This window comes from Nocardia sp. NRRL WC-3656 (genome assembly GCF_000720265.1).
GTDB lineage: Bacteria > Actinomycetota > Actinomycetes > Mycobacteriales > Mycobacteriaceae > Nocardia > Nocardia nova.
This window is the reverse complement of record NZ_JOJF01000032.1, coordinates 20,813-39,364: the sequence shown is the minus strand read 5'-3', so window position 1 is coordinate 39,364 and position 18,552 is coordinate 20,813. Positions and strand designations below refer to the sequence as shown.

Annotated in this window: 18 protein-coding genes; 8 read left to right on the top strand and 10 right to left on the bottom strand. The window is 68.2% G+C overall.

Annotated features, from left to right (window positions below; genetic code table 11):
• Positions 1-3 precede the first annotated feature (3 nt).
• Together IG65_RS0129320 and IG65_RS0129315 are read left to right on the top strand one after the other, a co-directional pair.
• Positions 4-1,113: a phosphotransferase enzyme family protein gene (locus tag IG65_RS0129320; RefSeq protein ID WP_036526049.1), complete on the top strand. Its 1,110-nt coding sequence runs from the start codon at positions 4-6 to the stop codon at positions 1,111-1,113.
• 88 nt (positions 1,114-1,201) lie between these two features.
• A complete protein-coding gene (locus IG65_RS0129315) occupies positions 1,202-2,728 on the top strand; it encodes an amino acid permease (RefSeq protein WP_051757186.1) in 1,527 nt (508 codons plus the stop codon).
• Here IG65_RS0129315 and IG65_RS35270 read toward each other — a convergent pair.
• From IG65_RS35270 to IG65_RS0129300, 3 genes are read right to left on the bottom strand one after another with little or no spacing between them, the layout of a single operon-like run.
• Complete coding sequence (locus IG65_RS35270) at positions 2,626-3,279, bottom strand: hypothetical protein (RefSeq protein ID WP_036526047.1); 654 nt, start codon at positions 3,277-3,279, stop codon at positions 2,626-2,628. The two genes, IG65_RS0129315 and IG65_RS35270, sit on opposite strands and share 103 nt — an antisense overlap.
• 11 nt (positions 3,280-3,290) lie before the next feature.
• On the bottom strand, positions 3,291-4,526 hold the full coding sequence (locus tag IG65_RS0129305; protein WP_051757158.1) for a CdaR family transcriptional regulator: 1,236 nt from the start codon (positions 4,524-4,526) through the stop codon (positions 3,291-3,293).
• Positions 4,527-4,548: 22 nt separating this feature from the next.
• On the bottom strand, positions 4,549-5,778 hold the full coding sequence (locus IG65_RS0129300) for a CdaR family transcriptional regulator (protein ID WP_030518184.1): 1,230 nt from the start codon (positions 5,776-5,778) through the stop codon (positions 4,549-4,551).
• 188 nt (positions 5,779-5,966) lie between these two features.
• Here IG65_RS0129300 and IG65_RS38095 point away from each other — a divergent pair, with 188 nt between their 5' ends.
• The 3 genes from IG65_RS38095 to IG65_RS0129285 all read left to right on the top strand — a co-directional run bounded on the left by IG65_RS38095 (position 5,967) and on the right by IG65_RS0129285 (position 8,929).
• Positions 5,967-7,097, top strand: coding sequence for a triacylglycerol lipase (locus tag IG65_RS38095; protein WP_030518183.1), 1,131 nt, complete (start codon positions 5,967-5,969; stop codon positions 7,095-7,097).
• Entirely contained in the window at positions 7,094-8,440 is a 1,347-nt protein-coding gene (locus IG65_RS38090) for a lipase family protein (RefSeq protein WP_063833811.1), read from the top strand. Before IG65_RS38095 ends, IG65_RS38090 begins: the two co-directional genes overlap by 4 nt.
• A 201-nt stretch (positions 8,441-8,641) precedes the next feature.
• Positions 8,642-8,929: a hypothetical protein gene (locus IG65_RS0129285; protein WP_030518181.1), complete on the top strand. Its 288-nt coding sequence runs from the start codon at positions 8,642-8,644 to the stop codon at positions 8,927-8,929.
• A gap of 132 nt (positions 8,930-9,061) precedes the next feature.
• On the opposite strand, the gene IG65_RS0129280 is transcribed toward IG65_RS0129285, so the two are convergent.
• The 3 genes from IG65_RS0129280 to IG65_RS0129270 all read right to left on the bottom strand — a co-directional run bounded on the left by IG65_RS0129280 (position 9,062) and on the right by IG65_RS0129270 (position 10,977).
• On the bottom strand, positions 9,062-9,703 hold the full coding sequence (locus IG65_RS0129280) for a DUF305 domain-containing protein (RefSeq protein ID WP_030518180.1): 642 nt from the start codon (positions 9,701-9,703) through the stop codon (positions 9,062-9,064).
• Positions 9,704-9,787: 84 nt separating this feature from the next.
• Positions 9,788-10,333, bottom strand: a complete 546-nt coding sequence (locus IG65_RS36245; RefSeq protein WP_156055834.1) for a DUF6153 family protein — start codon at positions 10,331-10,333, stop codon at positions 9,788-9,790.
• Positions 10,334-10,386: 53 nt separating this feature from the next.
• Complete coding sequence (locus IG65_RS0129270; protein WP_030518178.1) at positions 10,387-10,977, bottom strand: hypothetical protein; 591 nt, start codon at positions 10,975-10,977, stop codon at positions 10,387-10,389.
• Between the two features lie 72 nt (positions 10,978-11,049).
• Between IG65_RS0129270 and IG65_RS0129265 the strand changes: the two genes are divergently transcribed.
• Positions 11,050-12,201 (top strand): class I SAM-dependent methyltransferase, encoded by a 1,152-nt coding sequence (locus tag IG65_RS0129265; protein ID WP_030518177.1) that lies wholly within the window; start codon positions 11,050-11,052, stop codon positions 12,199-12,201.
• Positions 12,202-12,329: 128 nt separating this feature from the next.
• The gene (locus IG65_RS0129260; protein WP_030518176.1) at positions 12,330-13,181 is read left to right on the top strand and encodes a Bax inhibitor-1/YccA family protein; all 852 of its coding nucleotides are present in this window, start codon (positions 12,330-12,332) and stop codon (positions 13,179-13,181) included.
• Between the two features lie 116 nt (positions 13,182-13,297).
• Here the strand turns inward: IG65_RS0129260 and IG65_RS0129255 are convergent, their stop codons facing one another.
• The 4 genes from IG65_RS0129255 to IG65_RS0129240 all read right to left on the bottom strand — a co-directional run bounded on the left by IG65_RS0129255 (position 13,298) and on the right by IG65_RS0129240 (position 16,707).
• A complete protein-coding gene (locus IG65_RS0129255) occupies positions 13,298-13,633 on the bottom strand; it encodes a DUF1330 domain-containing protein (protein WP_030518175.1) in 336 nt (111 codons plus the stop codon).
• 282 nt (positions 13,634-13,915) lie between these two features.
• Positions 13,916-15,136 (bottom strand): acetyl-CoA C-acetyltransferase, encoded by a 1,221-nt coding sequence (locus IG65_RS0129250; protein WP_030518174.1) that lies wholly within the window; start codon positions 15,134-15,136, stop codon positions 13,916-13,918.
• 78 nt (positions 15,137-15,214) lie between these two features.
• A complete protein-coding gene (locus tag IG65_RS0129245; protein WP_036526044.1) occupies positions 15,215-16,087 on the bottom strand; it encodes an SGNH/GDSL hydrolase family protein in 873 nt (290 codons plus the stop codon).
• A 167-nt stretch (positions 16,088-16,254) separates the two neighbouring features.
• Positions 16,255-16,707 carry a hypothetical protein gene (locus IG65_RS0129240; protein WP_231509507.1) on the bottom strand — a complete coding sequence of 151 codons (453 nt, stop codon included), beginning with the start codon at positions 16,705-16,707 and terminating at the stop codon, positions 16,255-16,257.
• Positions 16,708-16,813: 106 nt separating this feature from the next.
• Here IG65_RS0129240 and IG65_RS0129235 point away from each other — a divergent pair, with 106 nt between their 5' ends.
• Complete coding sequence (locus IG65_RS0129235) at positions 16,814-18,208, top strand: cystathionine beta-synthase (RefSeq protein ID WP_030518171.1); 1,395 nt, start codon at positions 16,814-16,816, stop codon at positions 18,206-18,208.
• The last annotated feature ends 344 nt before the right edge of the window (positions 18,209-18,552 follow it).

Here is an 18,552-nt window from a genome sequence, read left to right as displayed (position 1 = left end):
GCGATGGGCGAAAGTGGGTCGGCCGCACCGGCGTTCTCCCCGCTGACTCCCGGCGAGCTGGGAGATCTGTTCGCGGAAGCGGGTGCGACACCCGTGATCGAATGGCGCAGCCGGCGGCCGTTGTCCTCCACGGCCCGGGTGCGGCTGGGCGACGGAACACGAGTCGTGGTGAAGCGGATGCCTTCGGCGCTGCGCGCTCCCGGGACCCTCGCCCCCGAACACGACTTCATGACTCATCTTCGAGCACAAGGCATTCCGATTCCTCGGGTGCGGGCGACGGAGCGCGGCGAGTTCACCTACGAAATCCAGGAACTCGGGGCAGGCGAGGACCGGTACCGCGACGATTTCTCGTGGAGCCCCTATCACTCGGCTGCCGATGCGGCCGCGGCCGGAGCGATGCTCGCGCGCCTGCACCTCGCCGCGGTGGGGTTCGAGGCACCGGAGCGCCCGCCGCATCCGTTGCTGGCCGGGCTGTGCACCGATCCGGCCACGGCCGTCGACCGCTACGTCGCCGCCCGGCCGGAGGTCGGCCGATTCCTGGCCGCCGAGCGATACTCGGACGCGGTGCGGTCGCAGGCCGGACGGCCGATGGATTTACCGGGCGCGACGGAGGCTCCCGCATCCGAACTCGCCGCCGCGGTCGCGACCTTGCCCCCGCTGTGGACGCACAACGATTGGCACGGCACGAATCTGCTCTGGTCGGACGGCGGGGTCACCGCCGTCCTGGATTTCGGCCTGGCGAACCGGACCGTGGCCGTCTTCGATCTCGCCACCGCGGTCGAACGTTTCGCTGTCGACTGGCTCTCGATCGCCGCGGGCGGCCCGGCCCGGGTGCAGGCCGGGCAACTGGCCGCGTTCCTGCGGGGTTACTGCGAGATCAGGCCGCTGCATCGGGTGGAGCGCGAGGTTCTGCCCGACCTCTTCCCGCTCGTGCACATCGCCTACGAATTGTCCGAAATCGATTACTTTCTCACGATTCCGCCTCGTCGGCAGGTGCGCAATGCCCGGATCGCTTACCGTAACTACTTTCTCGGTCGCTCGGTTTGGGCCGCATCGGCCGAGGGCAAGGCCTTCACGACCATGTTGCGACGACTGACTGCCGAGTGCTGTTAGGTTGCTGTCTGCGGGTCACGGGGGATCGGTGACAACGGAGGAGACGGGTGTGGCTGAGCCGACGCCAACGCAGAACACGGCCGGATCGGTGCCGAACCCCCGGTGGGGCGGTCTGCTGCGAACCAAATCGGTCGAACAATCGATCCGGGATACCGATGAGCCCGATTCCAAACTCCGCAAGGATCTGACCGCCTGGGATCTGACCGTCTTCGGTGTCGCCGTGGTGGTCGGCGCGGGCATCTTCACGCTGACCGCGCGCACGGCCGGCAATGTGGCGGGGCCGTCGGTCTCGCTGGCCTTCGTCTTCGCCGCCGTCGCCTGCGGACTCACCGCCCTGTGCTACGCCGAATTCGCCTCCACCGTCCCCGTCGCCGGCAGTGCCTACACTTTCTCGTACGCGACCTTCGGCGAGCTGGCGGCGTGGATCATCGGCTGGGACCTGATCCTCGAATTCGCCCTCGCCGCATCGGTTGTCGCCAAGGGATGGTCGCAGTATCTGGGCGAGGTGATGGGCTCGCGCTCGCCGATCGTGCATTTCGGGTCGGTCGAATTCGATTGGGGCGCGGCCCTGTTGATCGTCATCCTGATGGTGCTGCTCGTGATCGGCACCAAGGTGTCGTCGCGGGTGTCTGCGATCGCGGTCGCGATCAAACTGTCGGTGATCGCTGTGGTGATCGTGGTGGGGCTGGCCTATTTCAAGACGTCGAATCTGAAGCCCTACATTCCGCCGTCTCAGCCCAGCAGTACCGGGGAGGGCCTGCACCAGACGCTGTTCCAATGGCTGACCGGCGCCGGTGACAGCAACTTCGGATGGTACGGACTGCTGGCCGCGGCCAGCCTGGTGTTCTTCGCGTTCATCGGATTCGATGTCGTGGCCACCACCGCGGAGGAGACGAAGAATCCACAGCGCAATGTGCCGCGCGGAATCCTTGGCTCGCTGTTGATCTGCACCATCCTGTATGTGGCCGTGACGCTGGTGCTGACCGGCATGGTGCCCTACACCGAGCTCGCCGGCAACGACGCCACCCTCGCCACCGCGTTCAAACTGCACGGGGTCACCTGGGCCAAGAACATCATCTCCGTCGGCGCGCTGGCCGGTCTGACCACCGTGGTGATGGTGCTGTATCTGGGCCAAACCCGCGTGTTGTTCGCGATGTCGCGCGATGGCCTGCTCCCGCGTCGCCTGGCCCGGACCGGGCGCTTCGGTACTCCGGCTGCGCTCACCATCGGCGTCGGCACGGTCTGTGCCGTGCTGGCCGGATTCGTGCAGTTCGGCACGCTCGAGGAGATGGTGAACATCGGCACGCTGTTCGCATTCGTGCTGGTGTCGGTCGGTGTGATCATCCTGCGCCGCACCCGCCCCGATCTGCCGCGCGGATTCCGGGTGCCGCTGGTGCCTGTGATTCCGATTCTCGGCGTGCTCGCGTGCCTGTGGCTGATGTTGAATCTGTCGGTGGAGACCTGGCTGCGATTCGTGATCTGGATGGTGATCGGGTTGGTCGTCTATTTCACCTACGGTGTGCGACATTCGGTGCTGCGCTCGACACCGATCTCCGACATTCCCGCGCCGGCGTCCGAGGGCCGAGCTACCGAGGGCCGAGTTTCCGAAGGCTGAGTTTCCGAAGGCTGGTCATCCGGAGGCTGGGCACCCGCATACGCCGCGAAGGCCAGGGCGCGGGCTCGATCGAGCTGGTCGATCACCACCTCCCAGGCGGGGTGCCCGGCATCCGGCGCGTCCAGCAGATCGCGATGGATACGCAGCAGCGTGCGGGTGGCCTCGGCGGTATGCGCGGCCGCCTGCAGCGCGGGCGCCGACGGCACGGTGGTGAAGTGCAGTCCCGCGATCCGATGGGCGAGCCAGTACGCCTCGAAATGCGCCTGGGCGCAATGCTCCTCGCGTTGTCCCCGATCGTCGGTGGCGTAGGTCGCGGTACCCGGCCCGGCGGCGCGGGCTCGTTCCTCGAGTGCGGTGAGATCGGGAGCGCCGGTCAGGGAGTGGCGTAGATCATCGCCCATCATCCGGTACAGCAAACCGGCGAGCAGGGCGTGTTCGACCGCTGCCGAATCGGTTCCGGACATTTCCGAAATACGGGCTTGCTCGGCGGCTTCGTCGGTATCGGCGCGGAGCACCGCCAGCGCGGCCCGCAATTGCGCAGTGGTAGCCATCGCGAGACAGGCTACCTCCTAGCAAACGTTTTGCCCATACCGTCCGGCGAATGATCCGCGAGGTCCGCCACGGGCGGTCCCTCGGCGTCCCGATACGTGCGCGCGACCAGTGCGGCGCGCAGATACCAGAGGCCGCTCGGCTGCGAGGGATCCAGTCCGGTGAGCTGACCGATCCGTTTGAGCCGATAGTCGACGGTATTGGTGTGCACCTGCAACTGCCTCGCGGTGCGGCGGCGGGACAGGCCCGTGGCCATGTGCCGCCGCAGGGTCTCGAGCAGATCCGGGTGGTCGTCGAGGGGATCCAGCAGTGTCCCCAGCCGCTCCAAACCCGGTCCGGGACGGGTCAATTGATATTCCATCGCCAGATCCGCGAAGCGGTACAGCCCGGGCGGGCTGGCCAGCCGCAGCACGGTGTCGAGTAGTTCGTGCACGCGGTCGGCGGCCGCGGAGATCTCCTCGGTGGGCGTCGCGAGCGCGGTGGCGGTGAGCCCGACCTGCGCCGCCTCGGACAGTTCGGCGACCAGCTCGTCGAGTTCGTCCTCGCCGAACATCGCCTCCGGGACCAGGATCGTGCCGCCGTCCACGCTGAGCAACGACAGCACCCGCCCGCCGCTGCGAGTGGCCAGTGCGGTCTGCAACCGGCGCAGTTTGCGGCGCGCCACCACTTTCCCGTCCACGTTGGGATGGGATTCGTCGGGGTGCGGCGGGATGCTCATCGCCACCACGACATACGCGGGTTCGATCTCGATCCCGCTCGCCCGGGCCATCGTCGAGGTGGGGTGCCCGGCCAGCAGGGCCGAGACCAGCGTGTGCACCGCGGTGTGGTGTTCGGTGACCGCGGCCTGATGTTCGCGCACATAGGCGAGCGCGACCGCGGGGGTGATGGTGTCGAGAATCCGCAGCAGCAGCTGCGCCGGATTCTCGGGCCGCTGCTTCGGATCGGTCTGGGTGAGCAGCAGATCGAAGGCCAGCCGGAATCCCTCGTGCACCGCGTGGTGGACGGTATCGATCGGAATGCCCTCGCGTGCCCAGTTCGCGGCCGCGCGCTGCAGGCGTCCGACCTTCTCGTCCGGCTCCCGGCCCTCGAGGATGTCGACGGTCAGTTCCAGGCAGACCCGGGTCACCGCGGTGATGTCACCGTGCAGGGCGTCGCCGGGCAGTGTGGAGCACGGTGCCACATGTTCGGCGAAATGCCCGACCAGTTGGCGGGAGAGCACCCGGACGTCGTGGCGGGGGCGGGCGTTCATCGTCGTACTACCTTCTCACTGCTCAGGAGGTGACCGGCCGGGCGGGCGCCGGACGCAATCGATGGGCGACCAGCGCCGCGGACAGCAATCGCGATCCGTTCGGATCGCTCGGGTCGACGCCGGTGAGTTCGCCGATGCGACGCAGCCGATAGCTGAAAGTGTTGGGGTGGATGTGGATTTCGGCGGCGGCGGCCTTGCGATCGGAGCCGTGCCGCAGATGTGCGTCGAGCGTCTCCATGAGATGCGGTGCCCGGCGCAGCGGTTCGATCCGTTCGGCCAGCCGGTCACGAGCCACCCCGGGCCGCGTGAGCTGATACTCCAGCAGCAGATCGTCGAGTCGGTACACCCCGGTCGGCCGCCCGGACATGCGTGCCAGCTGGGCCACCTCCGCGGCCTGATGCGCCGCTTCCGGCACGGATTCACGCCTGGTGCACGGGGTTCCGGCGACGAGGACATCGGCGCCGAACTGTTCGGCGAGTTCGGTGGCCAACTCCACGCCGGCGCTCTCCGGCCACTCGCGAACGCCGGGGAACAGCACGACCGCGGTGTCCCCGTCGAAGGTGTGCAGCGCGGTCGGCCCCGCCACCCGATCCAGAACGCGCTGCAGGATGCGGATGCGGCGGCGGACAACGAGATTCGCGGCCGCGGCGGGTTGCGGATCGGTGCGCACCTGAACGGCCAGCACCGAATACCGTTCGGCCAGCGCGGTATCGGCGCGCGCCGCCTGCTCCTCGGCGGGCTGTCCGCCCACCAGCGCCGCGCACAGGGCGCGCTTGGCCTCCCGCTCCGGATGGTAGATCGAGTGTTCGACCGCCGCATAGCCCTCGACCGTGATCAGGTTGATGTGCATGAGCAATTCGAGTGTGCGCGAACCGAACTCGATCAGCTGGTCGACATCCGCGGGCTCACTCAGCGCCACCGCCTCCTGCAGTACCTGGTGGGCGGAGCGGTGGACCGCCTCCATCAGCAGCGGCAGCGGCAGCCGATCCTCCGCATGCCGCTCGATCACCGGTTGCACGAAGGCGGCGACCTCGTCACGGGTGAATTCCCGCTGCTGCGCGATGGCGTGCAGGAAGGCGTGCGCGCATCCGTAGATGGCCGGAAGCACCTCGACGAAATGGTCCGCGGGCAGATCGGCGGCCGATGCGGAGGTACCCAGTCCGGAGGCCAGGACGCGTTCGGCGAACTGCGGCAGGCGCTCGAGGATGCGCACGGCGAGACTCGAGGGCGCGGAATTCACGGCAACCGGCATGCGCCGATTGTCGCGGGCCACATGGATTGCGGCAAGAGGTCGCGGCGCCGCGACCGGAATTCGTTTCCGGCGACAAATCTCGCCACCGGATCTGTGTATCCGAGTGCAGTGACTTTCCCGCCGCTGCCGATGAGGCTGAATGTGGGCCGCCGAAAACGATTTCCGGTGTGCCGGCAGGGAAGGTAGCAATGAAGCTTCGACATCGAATCCCGGCGCTCGCCGCGCTGATCTACGTGGCCGTCATCGGCTCCGGAACCGCGACCGCGGCGCCGCCGGACGCCCCGGAAACTCAGCTGGCCGATCTGATCGCCGCAGGTCTGCATCCCGCCGCGGACGGCGATGTGCCGCAGCCGATCCTGGACACCGGCAGCAGTTCCGGTTCCGGCGGCCGAGTCGGCAGCCACGCGAGCGACGCGGTGGGGGAAGGCCCCGAAATGACCTCCTACCTGGCCGCATTCGGATACGGGCTCACGCATCCGGATGCCGCCCCGCCGGGCGCGAATCGCTGGGATTGTGTGCCGAGCGCCGACCATCCGAAGCCGATCGTGCTGGTGCACGGCACCTGGCTCAACGCCTACGACAGTTTCGCTTATATGGCACCGAAACTCGCGCGGGCGGGCTTTTGTATTTTCGCTTTCAATTACGGACGGTCCGGTCTTCTCGACGGCGGTGGTCTCGGTGCGGTACTTCCGGGACGTTATGCGGTCGGGCCGATCGAGGATTCGGCTCGGCAACTGGCAGCCTTCGTCGACCGGGTTCGGGCTACCACACATTCCGATCGCGTCGACATCGTCGCGCATTCCCAGGGGGCGCCGGTAGCCGATCAATATCTGAAATTCGACGGCGGCGCCGAAAAGGTCGGACAGCTGGTCAGTTTCGGCGGCACCCATCACGGAACGACATTGCTGGGCATGGCCACACTGGGGCGGATCATCACGAATCTGGGTATCGATATCCTCGGCTTCTACCGTCCGCTGGTCGGCCCCGCGAATATTCAGCAGGCCGTCGGCTCGCCGTTTCTGAACCAACTCAACCTCGCCGGCGACACCGTGCCCGGCGTGGCGTACACCGTGGTGTCCTCCCGCTACGACGAGGTGATGAATCCGGTGGAACTGGCACTTCTGCGTGCCGGTCCGGATGCCACGGTCGACGACATCACCCTGCAGGACGGCTGCGAACAGGATCTGTCCGATCACCTGACGATGATGTATTCCCCGCGGGCGCTCTCGATCGCGCTGCACGCGCTCGATCCGCAGCGGTATCCGACACTGAGCTGCAGCTTCAACCCGTGGCTGGCCGGCGGCGGGGGTGGGTTGTGAGCGGCCGGCGGCCGCAGCCGCCGCGCCCGGACGCCGACCCCTTCCATCGGGCGCCGGAAGGTTTCGAGGCGCAGCCGGCGGGCGCCATCCTGCGCAGCCGGGTCGTGGAGCTGGCGGCCTTCGGTGTCGTGCCACTGCGAATGTCGGCCTGGCAGCTGCTCTATCGCACCAGCGATCTGAACGGGACGGCCGAGGCGGCGGTGACCACGGTGCTGCTGCCCCGGGACTGTGCGCCCGGGCGGCCGCTGGTCTCCTTCCACTGTGCGATCGATGCCGTTGCACCGCAGTGCTTTCCGTCCTACGCGCTGCGGCGTGGCGCCCGGGCGATCGGAGCGATTCCGCAGCTCGAACTTCCCTTGATCGCGGCGGCGCTGGACCGGGGGTGGGTGGTCTCGGTGCCCGACCACGGCGGTAGTGAGGGCCGCTTCGGGGTGGCGCGGGAGCCGGGACACCGCGCGCTCGACGGTATCCGGGCGGCGCTGAATTTCGTTCCGCTGGGCTTGAATTCGGGTACACCGATCGCCCTGTGGGGATACTCCGGCGGCGGCCTCGCCACCGCCTGGGCGGCCGAGCTCGCGGAAACCCATGCGCCCGAACTGAAATTCGTCGGCGCCGTGGCCGGCTCACCGGTCGGGGATCCCGGGGCGGCGTTCGAGCGCCTGAACGGCACGGTATTCGCCGGATTCGCGATGGTCTTCACGGCGGGGCTGCGTCGCGGCTATCCGGATCTGGATACCGCACTGCGGGCGGCGCTGCAGCCTCGCTATCTGGCGATGCTGGCCGAAGCCGAAGTGTCGGCGACCTTTCCGCTGCTGGCCCGGCTCGCCCGCCGCGACGTCGGGCGCTACGCCGCGGGCGGACTGCCCGGTCTGCTGGATACCGCGGCACTGCGCACGGTTCTCGCCGACATCCTCCCCGGCCGCCGGGCGCCGCGCATGCCCATGCTGATCGTGCAGGGCGTTTACGACGAGGTGATCGCCGTCGACGACGTCGATGCCCTCGTACGGCGCTACGAAGCGGCCGGGGCGGATATCGGCTATCTGCGCGACCGGCTCAGCGCGCATCTGCCGCTGGAATTCCTGGCCATCCCGGTGATGGTCGACTGGCTCGCCGACCGGTTCGCCGGACGGCCGACGACTCCCGGGACGCGCACGGTGTGGTCGGTCGCGGGGACCCGGCGCGCGCTCGCGGGGCACCGGCGACTGGCCGCGTTGAGCGTGCGGCTGCTGACCGGGCGTCCGATCCGGGGTGCGGCTCCGGACGACGCGGCCGAGGGGGTCGAGGTCGGTGCGGCCCGCTCCCGGCCCGCCTCGGTCGCGCGGAGCGGCCGGTCGCGCCCATGATCGTCGGCGGACCGGTCAGTTGACCTGGAACCGCAGGTAGCGGCCGCTTTCGAGAATGCGGTGTGTCCGGCTGCGGGCGAGGCGGCCGGTGCGGTTCAATTGGATCTGTTTGACGAGTTGTCACTGCATGCTCTGCGCTCCAACCGGCATCACCTCAGTACCGGCATCACCTCAGCATCCGAGAGGACAACGAACGTGAGCATGGTTCTCGCCGTACACGATATGTACACCACCGTGCTGGCCCAGGTAGGCAACCCCACGCCGGAAACGCCGCCGGCCGCGGACAAACTGCTGAAGCTGGTCCGCTACTTCACCTGGTTCGTCCTGCTGTCCGGCGTCACCGCCATCACCTACGGTGGCGGCCGCTTCGCCTGGGAGAAGTGGAACGGCGGCGGGCTGGAGTCGCCGAAGATGGTGGCCGGCGCGATGATCGGCGGTGGCGTCGCGACCAGTGCGGGCACCATCATGAACGCCGTCATCGGCAGCTGACCGCCCCCCACCCACGCGGGTGTGCCGGATAGCCGGCACACCCGCATGCGTGTGGTTTCCGAGCTCGTCCGCGAGCCATCGTCCACCCGCGAGCCGAACGGCCGGTGAGCCGAACGGCGCGACCGCGGGCGATCAGTTCTGCCCGAGCATTCCGCGCATCTGCTGAATCTCGGCCTGCTGCGCGGTGAGAATGTTGTGCGCCAGCGCCTTCGCGTCGGCATTCGTGCCGTCGGCGATCTCGGTATTCGCCATATCCACCGCGCCCTGATGGTGCGCGATCATCATCTGCAGCCACATCCGGTCGAAATCGGCGCCGGAGGCGTCGCGCAGCTGGGTCATCTGCTCGGACGTCATCACGCCGTTCATCGGATGGTTCATGGTCGCCTGTGGAGCGGGCTTGCCGAAACTGTGCAGCAGCGCGGCGAACTGCTCCATCTCTGGGGCCTGCGCCTTTTCCACATTCGCGGCCAGGGTGATCAATTCCTGATTCTGCGACCGGCCGGGCACCAGCTTCGCCATCTCCACCGCCTGCGCGTGATGCGGATACATCATCGTCAGGAAGCTGACGTCGGCGTCGTTGTAGTCGGTGCGGGTCGCGGTGGACGGTGCGTTGTTGTGATTCATCCCGGGCATGTCGGCCATCGGCGAATGCGACGGCGTGGCAGAGGGCGAGGGGTTCGAATCGCCGGAGTTGTCGCTGCTGCAACCGGCGACGATCAGGGCGGCCGCGGCGAGGGCGGCGGCCGGCAGCATGCGGAGACGAGAAGTGAACATGATTGTGCTCCTGGGGAATTGAGATGGGCGAGGACCTGTCGTGCCGGTATCCGCGCGCGTTCGCACGCCGATCCGGCGGGCCGGTCAGATCCGCAGAATCGCCAATTCGGCCAGGGAGAGCACGGTCCACGGCGGTGGTCGCGTCCGGCGGCGCAGCCTGAAACGCGCGAGGCGCCCGGCGCCGAGAATCCGAGCGGCGCCGAGCCAGGCGATCACCGCCAGGCCGAGGGCCAGCGCAAGGGTCACCAGCACGAAAACGCAGGCATGCATACCGGCGTGGGTGGTGCAGCCGTCACAGTCGGAACCGTCGGCTACCGCGGGGGTGCGCATCGGCGCGGCCTGCGATCGGTCAGCGGCCGGGGCTTGCTCGCTTCGGGCGGCCGCCGCCGCGACTCCTCCGGGCGCTGTGACCGCCGGGAAGTGGCTGCCGTGCGGTATCGGCGAAATGCCCGGGGCGGCAAGCATATTCGCGGCAGCAGGCGAAGATACCGGCGGCTCGACGGCGGCGCCCATCGCGTGCCCGGTGGAGAAGACCACCGCGTGCATGACGGCGACGCCGATCAGCAGGGTCAGCACGCCGAGCACCCGGACGAATCCGGGCGCGTGACGGAGGCGACCCATGGCGAGCACGGCCCCATTCTACGCATCCCTCGGTTACCCCCGGGCGGTATGGGTGGCGAAGATCATCCGGTCGCGATGTCCACGACCAATCGCACGGGCCGGTCCAGCGCGGTCACCGAGAACGGCGGCCGGTCGGCGTTCACGCCGATGAACGATTGTGTGGTGCCTTCGTAATCCTGGGCGCCGTAGACACCGGCGATGCCCGGCGCGCTCGGATCGGTGGCCGGGTTCGGGCCGCTGTAGGGCGTCACCCCGCTGTCCCAGGGATAGGCGGTGCCCAGGATCTGCACCTCGAGGATGGAGGTGCCGGCGATCTGCAGTTCCCGGCCGCTGCCGTTCTGCACCGCGCGATCGGTGTATCGCACATTCCATCCGGGCGCCCCGCCGGTGCCGCCGAACTGGTACACCACCCGGTCGTAACCGTCGTGGTGGCCGATGCGCACATCGGTCACGGTGAGCCGGGTGTCGGTGGCCGGGTCGGCCTGCTGCGGTGAGGTTCCCGAGGGCGGCGCCTGATCGGGTTCCGTGGTCGCCGTGACCGCCCCGGTCGCGGGCGGCATCGGCGTTCGAGTGGCCGGAGTGGAGTCGCCGTCCGAGCAACCCGCCAGCAGTACGAGCCCGGCGACCATCGTCAATGCCAGCCTGTTACGCATGGGGCCGATGGTATGCCGTCGGGCGCCAGGGGTCGTGGTGACGACACGGCAACGGTCTAGCACACTGTAGGAATGCTGGAGGTCGACGACATACTGAGCCGATTGCGGCGCTATCCGGATGTGGAAGCGGTGAACCTCTACGCCGTCGACGCGGCGGACCGACTGATCCTCGACACGGCCGCGGATGTGCTCGCGGCGGCCGGACCGGGGCGGGTCGCGGTGATCGACGACTGTTACGGCGCACTGACTCTCGGCGCGGCGGCCGCTCACGATGTGCGCGACATCCGCGTCCACCAGGATCTGCTGACCGGTGAACAGGCGCTGGCCAACAATGCCCGTGCGATGGATCTGGCCGACCGCTACACCTCGCACGATCTCGGCCCGGAACTGCTCGAGGGGGTCGGCGTCGTGCTGTTGCGGTTACCCCGCATGCTGTCCGGGCTCGCCGAGATCGCCGAGACGATCGCGCGATACGCCGATCCGGAGGTCACCGTGATCGCCGGCGGGCGCGACAAGTATCTGACGCCGGCGATGAACGACGTACTGGCGGAATACTTTTCGAGTGTGCAGGCCAGCCGGGGCCGGCAGAAGTCGCGGACGATCACGGCGACCGGGCCGAAAACGCCGGGAGCGCCGCAGTTTCCGCTGCGTGACCAGCTCGACGAACTCGCCCTGCAGGTGGTGGCGCACGGTGCGGCCTTCTCCGGGCCGCGGCTCGATATCGGCACCCGATTCCTGCTCGAACACCTCGATCGGATGAAACCCGACGCCCACGAGGCGATCGATCTCGGTTGTGGCACCGGCATACTCGCCACAGCCCTGGCCAAGGCGCGCCCGCACATCACGGTGGTCGGAACCGATCAGTCCGCGGCCGCGGTCGCCTCGGCCCGGGCCACCGCCGCCGCGAACGGCGTCGGCGACCGGGTGACCGTGGTCCGCGACGACGCGATGGCGGCGGTGGGCGACCACAGCGCCGATCTGGTGCTGTGCAACCCCCCTTTCCACGTCGGCGCCGCGGTGCACACCGGCTCGGCGATCAAGATGTTCTCCGAAACCGGGCGGGTACTGCGCCCGGGCGGGGAGCTCTGGACCGTATACAACAGCCATCTCAACTATCGCGGCGTCATGGACCGCTTGGTCGGCAAGACCGATGTGGTCGGGCGTAATCGCAAATTCACCGTGACTCGGTCCGTGTGTGGCCTGCACACCGCCCGGCGGGAGTAGATTACGGGCAGTACAGTCTGATATGTCCGATTTGATGTCCGGTTCGGGAACTTGCTCCCGGAGCGGATCGTTGGATACTCAGACGGACACGACGGACGTGGACCGCTACTTCGGAAAGGCACGGGACCTTGCGCACCACAAGTAACCCGATCTTCAAAAATTTGCCGCAACAACAGGGCGGTGGATACGCGGGATTCGGTTCGGCGGCAGCGGGCGCCGGGCAGTTCGCGCAGTACGGACAGCAGAGCCCGTACGGTGTCCAGCAGCCGTATCAGCAGGCACCGGCCACCCGGCCGATGACGATCGACGATGTCGTCACCAAGACCGGCATCACCCTCGGCGTGGTCACCATCGCCGCGATCATCGCCTACGGTGCGACCGCGGCCAACCACGCGCTGGCCCCGCTGTTCGTGATCGTCGGTGGTCTGGTCGGCTTCGTGCTGGTCATGGTCGCCACCTTCGGCCGCAAGCAGGACAACAAGGCCATCGTGCTGAGCTACGCGGCCGCCGAAGGCTTCTTCCTGGGCGCGCTGTCGTTCATGTTCACCAATGTGGAATTCGGTGGCGTCGGTGGCGGCGGTCTGATCGCCCAGGCGGTACTGGGCACCTTCGGTGTGTTCTTCGGCATGCTCGTGGTCTACAAGACCGGAGCCATCCGGGTCACCCCGCGCTTCACCCGCATGCTCGTCGGCGCCATGATCGGTGTGATCGTCCTCATGCTGGGCAACCTGATCGCCGCCTTCTTCACCCCCGGCGGCTTCGGCCTGCGCGACGGCGGCACCGTGGCGATCATCTTCAGCCTGGTCTGCATCGCGATCGCGGCCTTCAGCTTCCTGCTCGACTTCGACGCCGCCGACCAGCTGATCCGCGCCGGTGCGCCGGAGAAGGCCGCGTGGGGCGTCGCCCTGGGCCTGACCGTCACCCTGGTCTGGCTGTACCTGGAGATCCTGCGCCTGCTGAGTTATCTGCAGAACGACTGATCCCGCGCCCGACAGCGGGTCCGAACACCGACGAGGTGGCTGCCACACCGGCAGCCACCTCGTCGCGTTTCGGAGGTGTCGGAGGTCTCCGCGCGGGCCGTGCGCCGCGGCGACATTCAGGCGAGCAGTTCGGCCGGGAGCACATCGGTGGCGACGTGGTCGTCACCGCAGTGATCGGCCAGAATCGCGACTCCGCCCGCATTGTTCAGTCGCAGCGGCAGGATCTCCAGATATTCCGGCGAGGCGTACCAGGCTTGTGCCGCCTCGTAATCCGGGAATTCGATGACGATCGCGACGGCATCCGTGGGCCCTTCGGCGACCAGCTGCCGTCCGCCGTGCACGATGAACTTCCCGCCGAACGGCGCCAGCGTCCCGTCGATCCGGCGCAGATACTCCACGATCTCGGCGTTGACATCCACATCGTGCAGGTGGGCCACAGCGTAGGCAGGCATCTCGAACTCCTCGAACCGAGTCGTGTTGACGCCATTGATACTTCCGCGCCGGAGGCCGGAGAACGATTACCCGCCAGGTAATGCGCGCCGAATCCGGGCCGCCGGGCCGGAACGCGAATCGGCCGGTCCCCACCTTTCGGTGCGGACCGGCCGACTGATTTCGTGAGAACATGGGTAACTCATCGGGCACGCCCAGAGGCCACCTCAGCACTCACCGCCGCCCCGCAACGCAAATCTCGCGGCACCCACTCGTCCGCTGAATTGTCGGAGAGGCGGGGGAGATCAGCTCAGGCGCTCGATGACCATGGCCATGCCCTGGCCGCCGCCGACACACATGGTCTCCAGACCGAACTGCTTGTCGTGGGTCTGCAGGTTGTTGATCAGGGTGGCGGTGATGCGGGCGCCGGTCATGCCGAACGGGTGGCCGAGGGCGATGGCGCCGCCGGAGACGTTCAGCTTGTCCAGGTCCATGTTCAGCTCACGAGCCGAGCCCAGCACCTGCACGGCGAAGGCCTCGTTGATCTCGTAGAGGTCGATGTCGTCGATGGTCTTGCCGGCGATCTTCAGCGCCTTGCGCACGGCCTCGATCGGGCCCAGGCCCATGATCTCCGGCGACAGACCGGACACACCGGTGGACACGATGCGCGCCAGCGGGGTCAGGCCCAGCTCCTTGGCCTTGGTGTCGCTCATGATGACCAGCGCGGCCGCACCGTCGTTGAGCGGGCAGGCGTTACCGGCGGTGACGGTGCCGTCGGGACGGAAGACCGGCTTGAGCTGCGAGATCTTCTCGTAGGTGGTGCCGGGGCGCGGGCCGTCGTCGGTGGAGACGACGGTGCCGTCGGGCAGCGTCACCGGGGTGATCTCACGCTCGAAGAACCCGGCCTTGATGGCCTCCTCGGCGCGGTTCTGCGAGCGCACACCCCAGTGGTCCTGGTCCTCGCGGGAGATGCCGGTGAACTGGGCGACGTTCTCGGCGGTCTGGCCCATTGCGATGTAGATGTCGGGCAGATCGCCACCCTCGCGCGGGTCGGTCCAGCCGCCGGAGCCGCCCTCGGCGCGCTTGACGGTGCGGCCCTCGGCCTCGGCGAACTTCTCGTTGTGGGTGTCCGGCCAGCCGTCGGAGGTGCCCTTCGGGAACCGCGACACGGTCTCGACACCGGCGGAGATGAACACATCGCCCTCACCGGCCTTGATGGCGTGCAGCGCCATCCGGGTGGTCTGCAGCGACGACGAGCAGTACCGGTTCAGGGTCACGCCGGGCAGGAAGTCGTAGCCGAGCTGGGTGGCGACCACCTTGGCCATGTTGAATCCGGCCTCGCCGCCGGGCTGTCCGCAGCCGAGCATCAGATCATCGATGTCGGCGGGGTTCAGCGCCGGAACCTTGTCCAGGGCGGCGCGGACCATCTGGGTGGCGAGGTCGTCGGGACGCATGGTCACCAGCGAACCCTTGCCTGCGCGGCCGATGGGGGAGCGGGCGAACGAAACGATGACGGCCTCTGGCATGAGGACTCCTTATATCGAGGTCGCCGAATCGGTCAGCCGACCGTTTCGGTACAGGGGTACGACAATTCAACCCCGAATCTACGTCGCCGCCGTGTGGCTCGGAACACCCGGTCGGGACTGATCCCGTTCATCGAGTTCGCGCAGCAGTGCCGGGAGCAGATGCCGGGCCGCCAACGCGTAGCCGGCGGGCGAGGGATGGAACCCGTCGGCGGAGAAGAGCACCTCCGGGGTGCTGCGGAAGTCGTGGCCGAGCAGATCGCCCATCGCGACGGGGGTGCCACCGGCCGAACGGACCGCACCGACCTGGGCTCGGGCCAGCCGCGCGCTCCAGCGGTGCACGACCGTGCTCAACGGCTGCGGGATCGCGGCCACGGTGCCGAGATCCGGGCAGGTGCCCACCACCACGACGGCTCCCGCCTCGTGCAGGCGTCCGACCGCGTGCCGCAGCCGCTGCGCCGAACGCCAGATCGAATGTTTCTTGGTGACGTCGTTGGCGCCGACCAGGATCACCGCGGCGTCCGGCGGCGGGCCCGCGATGAACATGGCGTCGACCTGTCCGGACAGCCCCTTCGAGGTGGCGCCGGATATCGCCTTGGTACTCAAGCGAATTCGCCATCCGGTGGCATCGGCCAGACCGCGGGCCACCAGAACGCCGGGTACCTGTTCGGCGTCGGCGCAGCCCACTCCGGCGGCGGTCGAATCGCCGAAGATCATCAGATGCAGGTCGAACGGCACGCCCGCGCGCCACGGTTGCGGGGCCGCGCACTCGCGGGTGTACACCCCGTCGGCCTCCGGAGGCTTGGAGGTGTCGCGGCCGATCACGGTGCGCGCCGCGCGGGCCTGTGACATCAGCAGGCGGTAGGTCGCCCAGCCCGCGGTGCCCGCCCCCGAGCCGACCGCCACCCCGGCGGCCGCGCTCGCCGCGACGGTTCGCCACGTCCTGGAAGCCACCCGCTAACCTCCCGTCTCACATCCGGCGCTGCCACCGACCAACCCCGCGGCGGGCTCGGCGCCCGCAACGATGTGAATCCGGTGCGGCCGCAGGGGGCGCTCCCGGTCCGGTCCTACCGATTATGCGGCGCGTGCGACGCGCCGACCAGGGACGGGGCCGGTGCGGGTCAGAAGACGTCGAATGCGCCGTGTGCGGGAATGCTGAGGTTGTTGGTGGTGACCGTGACCTCGATATGACCCGGTCCGGTGTTCTGGAACTCCGCGTACAGGATGCTGCCGTAGATACCGGAGACGACGTTCAACCGGTACTCGCCGGCCGCCCCGGTGTTGGTGTTGCGCCACGCGACCGTGGTGTCGACGTTGCACAGCGGGGCCAGCGGATACTGTCCCGGGCCCACACCCTGGATCGCCAGGGCCTGGACGTTGAACACCGCCCGCCCCGGCCAGTCGGGACTGGTATCGACCCAGGTCCGGATATTCCCCCCGCACAATCCGCCGTAGAACACGCTCGGCGTCTGGGGGAATTCGACGGTCTGTGCGCTGGCCGAGGCGGACGCGATGGTGGTCACGGCCCCGACGGTCGCGGCCACGACGGCGGCGGCGCGAGCTGTCTTCGGCATCCTCACGCCCCGCATACTAACCGCAGCGCTATCGCCTCGCTCGATCAAACGCAGCGCTCGCCGTACCAAACGCAAGTCGTCCGCCCGGCTCTGCGACGATGTAGCTATGCGTATCGCGAACCACGTCGTCGACCTGATCGGAAATACCCCGCTCGTTCGGTTGAACTCTGTGGTGGGCCCGAACTCCGGGGTGGTGGCCGCGAAGATCGAATATCTCAACCCGGGCGGCAGCTCCAAGGACCGCATCGCGGTGAAGATGATCGACGCCGCCGAGGAGCAGGGATTGCTGAAGCCGGGCGGGACCATCGTGGAGCCGACCTCCGGCAACACCGGGGTGGGGCTGGCCCTGGTCGCCCAGCAGCGCGGTTACAAATGCGTCTTCGTCTGCCCGGACAAGGTCAGCGAGGACAAGCGCAACGTGTTGCGCGCCTACGGCGCCGAGGTGGTCGTCTGCCCGACCGCGGTGCCGCCGGAGCATCCGGACAGCTACTACAGCGTCTCGGACCGCCTCACCCGTGAGATCCCGGGTGCGTGGAAGCCCGACCAGTACTCCAACCCGGGCGGCCCGGCCAGCCACTACGAGACCACCGGTCCCGAGATCTGGCGCGACACCGAGGGCACGGTCACCCATTTCGTGGCCGGTGTGGGCACCGGCGGCACCATCACCGGTGCGGGCCGGTATCTGAAAGAGGTGTCCGGCGGCAAGGTCAAGGTCATCGGTGCCGATCCGGAGGGGTCGGTCTATTCCGGCGGCACCGGCCGGCCGTATCTGGTCGAGGGCGTCGGTGAGGATTTCTGGCCCTCGGCCTACGACCCGTCGGTGCCCGACGAGATCATCGCCGTCTCCGACGCCGACAGCTTCGAGATGACCCGCCGCCTCGCGCGCGAGGAGGGGCTGCTGGTGGGCGGTTCCTGCGGTATGGCGGTGGTCGCGGCGCTGCGGGTGGCCGAGCGCGATCCGGACGCGGTCGTGGTGGTGCTGCTGCCCGACGGTGGCCGCGGTTACCTGTCGAAAATCTTCAACGACAACTGGATGAGCTCCTACGGCTTCCTGCAAACCCGGCTCGACGGCAGCACCACCGAGCCGACGGTCGGCGACGTCCTACGCGGCAAGTCCGGCGCGCTGCCGGATCTGGTGCACACCCATCCGCAGGAGACGCTGCGCGACGCGATCGAGATCCTGCGCGAATACGGGGTCTCGCAAATGCCGGTGGTCGGCGCCGAACCGCCCGTGATGGCCGGCGAGGTGGCCGGCAGCGTCACCGAGCGCGATCTGCTGTCGGCGGTGTTCGAGGGCCGGGCGCATCTGACCGATCCGGTGTCGAAGCATATGAGCCCGTCGTTCCCGCTGATCGGGTCCGGCGAGCCGGTGTCGGCGGCGACCAAGGCGCTGGAATCCACCGACGCGCTGATGGTCGTCGAGGACGGCAAGCCGATCGGCGTCATCACCCGCCATGATCTGCTCGGCTTCCTCAGCGGGGCGGGTCTGCCCACACACTGATCCCGTTCGGCAGCCAACTGCCGAGTTCGCCCAACAGCACAGTTCGCCACGATCACCCGGCCGCGCACGCGAGCCGGGTGATCGCGTTTCCACGTGCCCCGGGGCGCCGGCGCCGGATCTGCCGGCCGTTTGCCGTGCCGCGCCGCCCGCAGACCCCCTCCGAGGGCAACCGATCGGTTCGCAAACCTTGACTATCGACTGCATCACGGCGGGGGTTACCGAGCGTTATCGATCGTTACCGAACAGTTGCCGAAGGCGTGAAAAAGCGGACAAAACGCCCTCAAACGCAACGACACGCGTTATTTTTCTGTGATGCGCAGCACGTGCCCGTGAGGCATGGATTC

Excerpts from the sequence above, each read along its gene's own strand:
- IG65_RS0129235 (WP_030518171.1), top strand. The coding sequence starts at position 16,814 with ATGCGTATCGCGAACCACGTCGTCGACCTGATCGGAAATACCCCGCTC.
- IG65_RS0129270 (WP_030518178.1), bottom strand. The coding sequence starts at position 10,977 with ATGCGTAACAGGCTGGCATTGACGATGGTCGCCGGGCTCGTACTGCTG.
- IG65_RS0129285 (WP_030518181.1), top strand. The coding sequence starts at position 8,642 with ATGGTTCTCGCCGTACACGATATGTACACCACCGTGCTGGCCCAGGTA.
- IG65_RS0129280 (WP_030518180.1), bottom strand. The coding sequence starts at position 9,703 with ATGTTCACTTCTCGTCTCCGCATGCTGCCGGCCGCCGCCCTCGCCGCG.
- IG65_RS0129250 (WP_030518174.1), bottom strand. The coding sequence starts at position 15,136 with ATGCCAGAGGCCGTCATCGTTTCGTTCGCCCGCTCCCCCATCGGCCGC.
- IG65_RS0129305 (WP_051757158.1), bottom strand. The coding sequence starts at position 4,526 with ATGAACGCCCGCCCCCGCCACGACGTCCGGGTGCTCTCCCGCCAACTG.
- IG65_RS0129255 (WP_030518175.1), bottom strand. The coding sequence starts at position 13,633 with ATGCCTGCCTACGCTGTGGCCCACCTGCACGATGTGGATGTCAACGCC.
- IG65_RS35270 (WP_036526047.1), bottom strand. The coding sequence starts at position 3,279 with ATGGCTACCACTGCGCAATTGCGGGCCGCGCTGGCGGTGCTCCGCGCC.
- IG65_RS0129300 (WP_030518184.1), bottom strand. The coding sequence starts at position 5,778 with ATGCCGGTTGCCGTGAATTCCGCGCCCTCGAGTCTCGCCGTGCGCATC.
- IG65_RS0129240 (WP_231509507.1), bottom strand. The coding sequence starts at position 16,707 with ATGCCGAAGACAGCTCGCGCCGCCGCCGTCGTGGCCGCGACCGTCGGG.
- IG65_RS0129320 (WP_036526049.1), top strand. The coding sequence starts at position 4 with ATGGGCGAAAGTGGGTCGGCCGCACCGGCGTTCTCCCCGCTGACTCCC.
- IG65_RS38095 (WP_030518183.1), top strand. The coding sequence starts at position 5,967 with ATGAAGCTTCGACATCGAATCCCGGCGCTCGCCGCGCTGATCTACGTG.
- IG65_RS0129265 (WP_030518177.1), top strand. The coding sequence starts at position 11,050 with ATGCTGGAGGTCGACGACATACTGAGCCGATTGCGGCGCTATCCGGAT.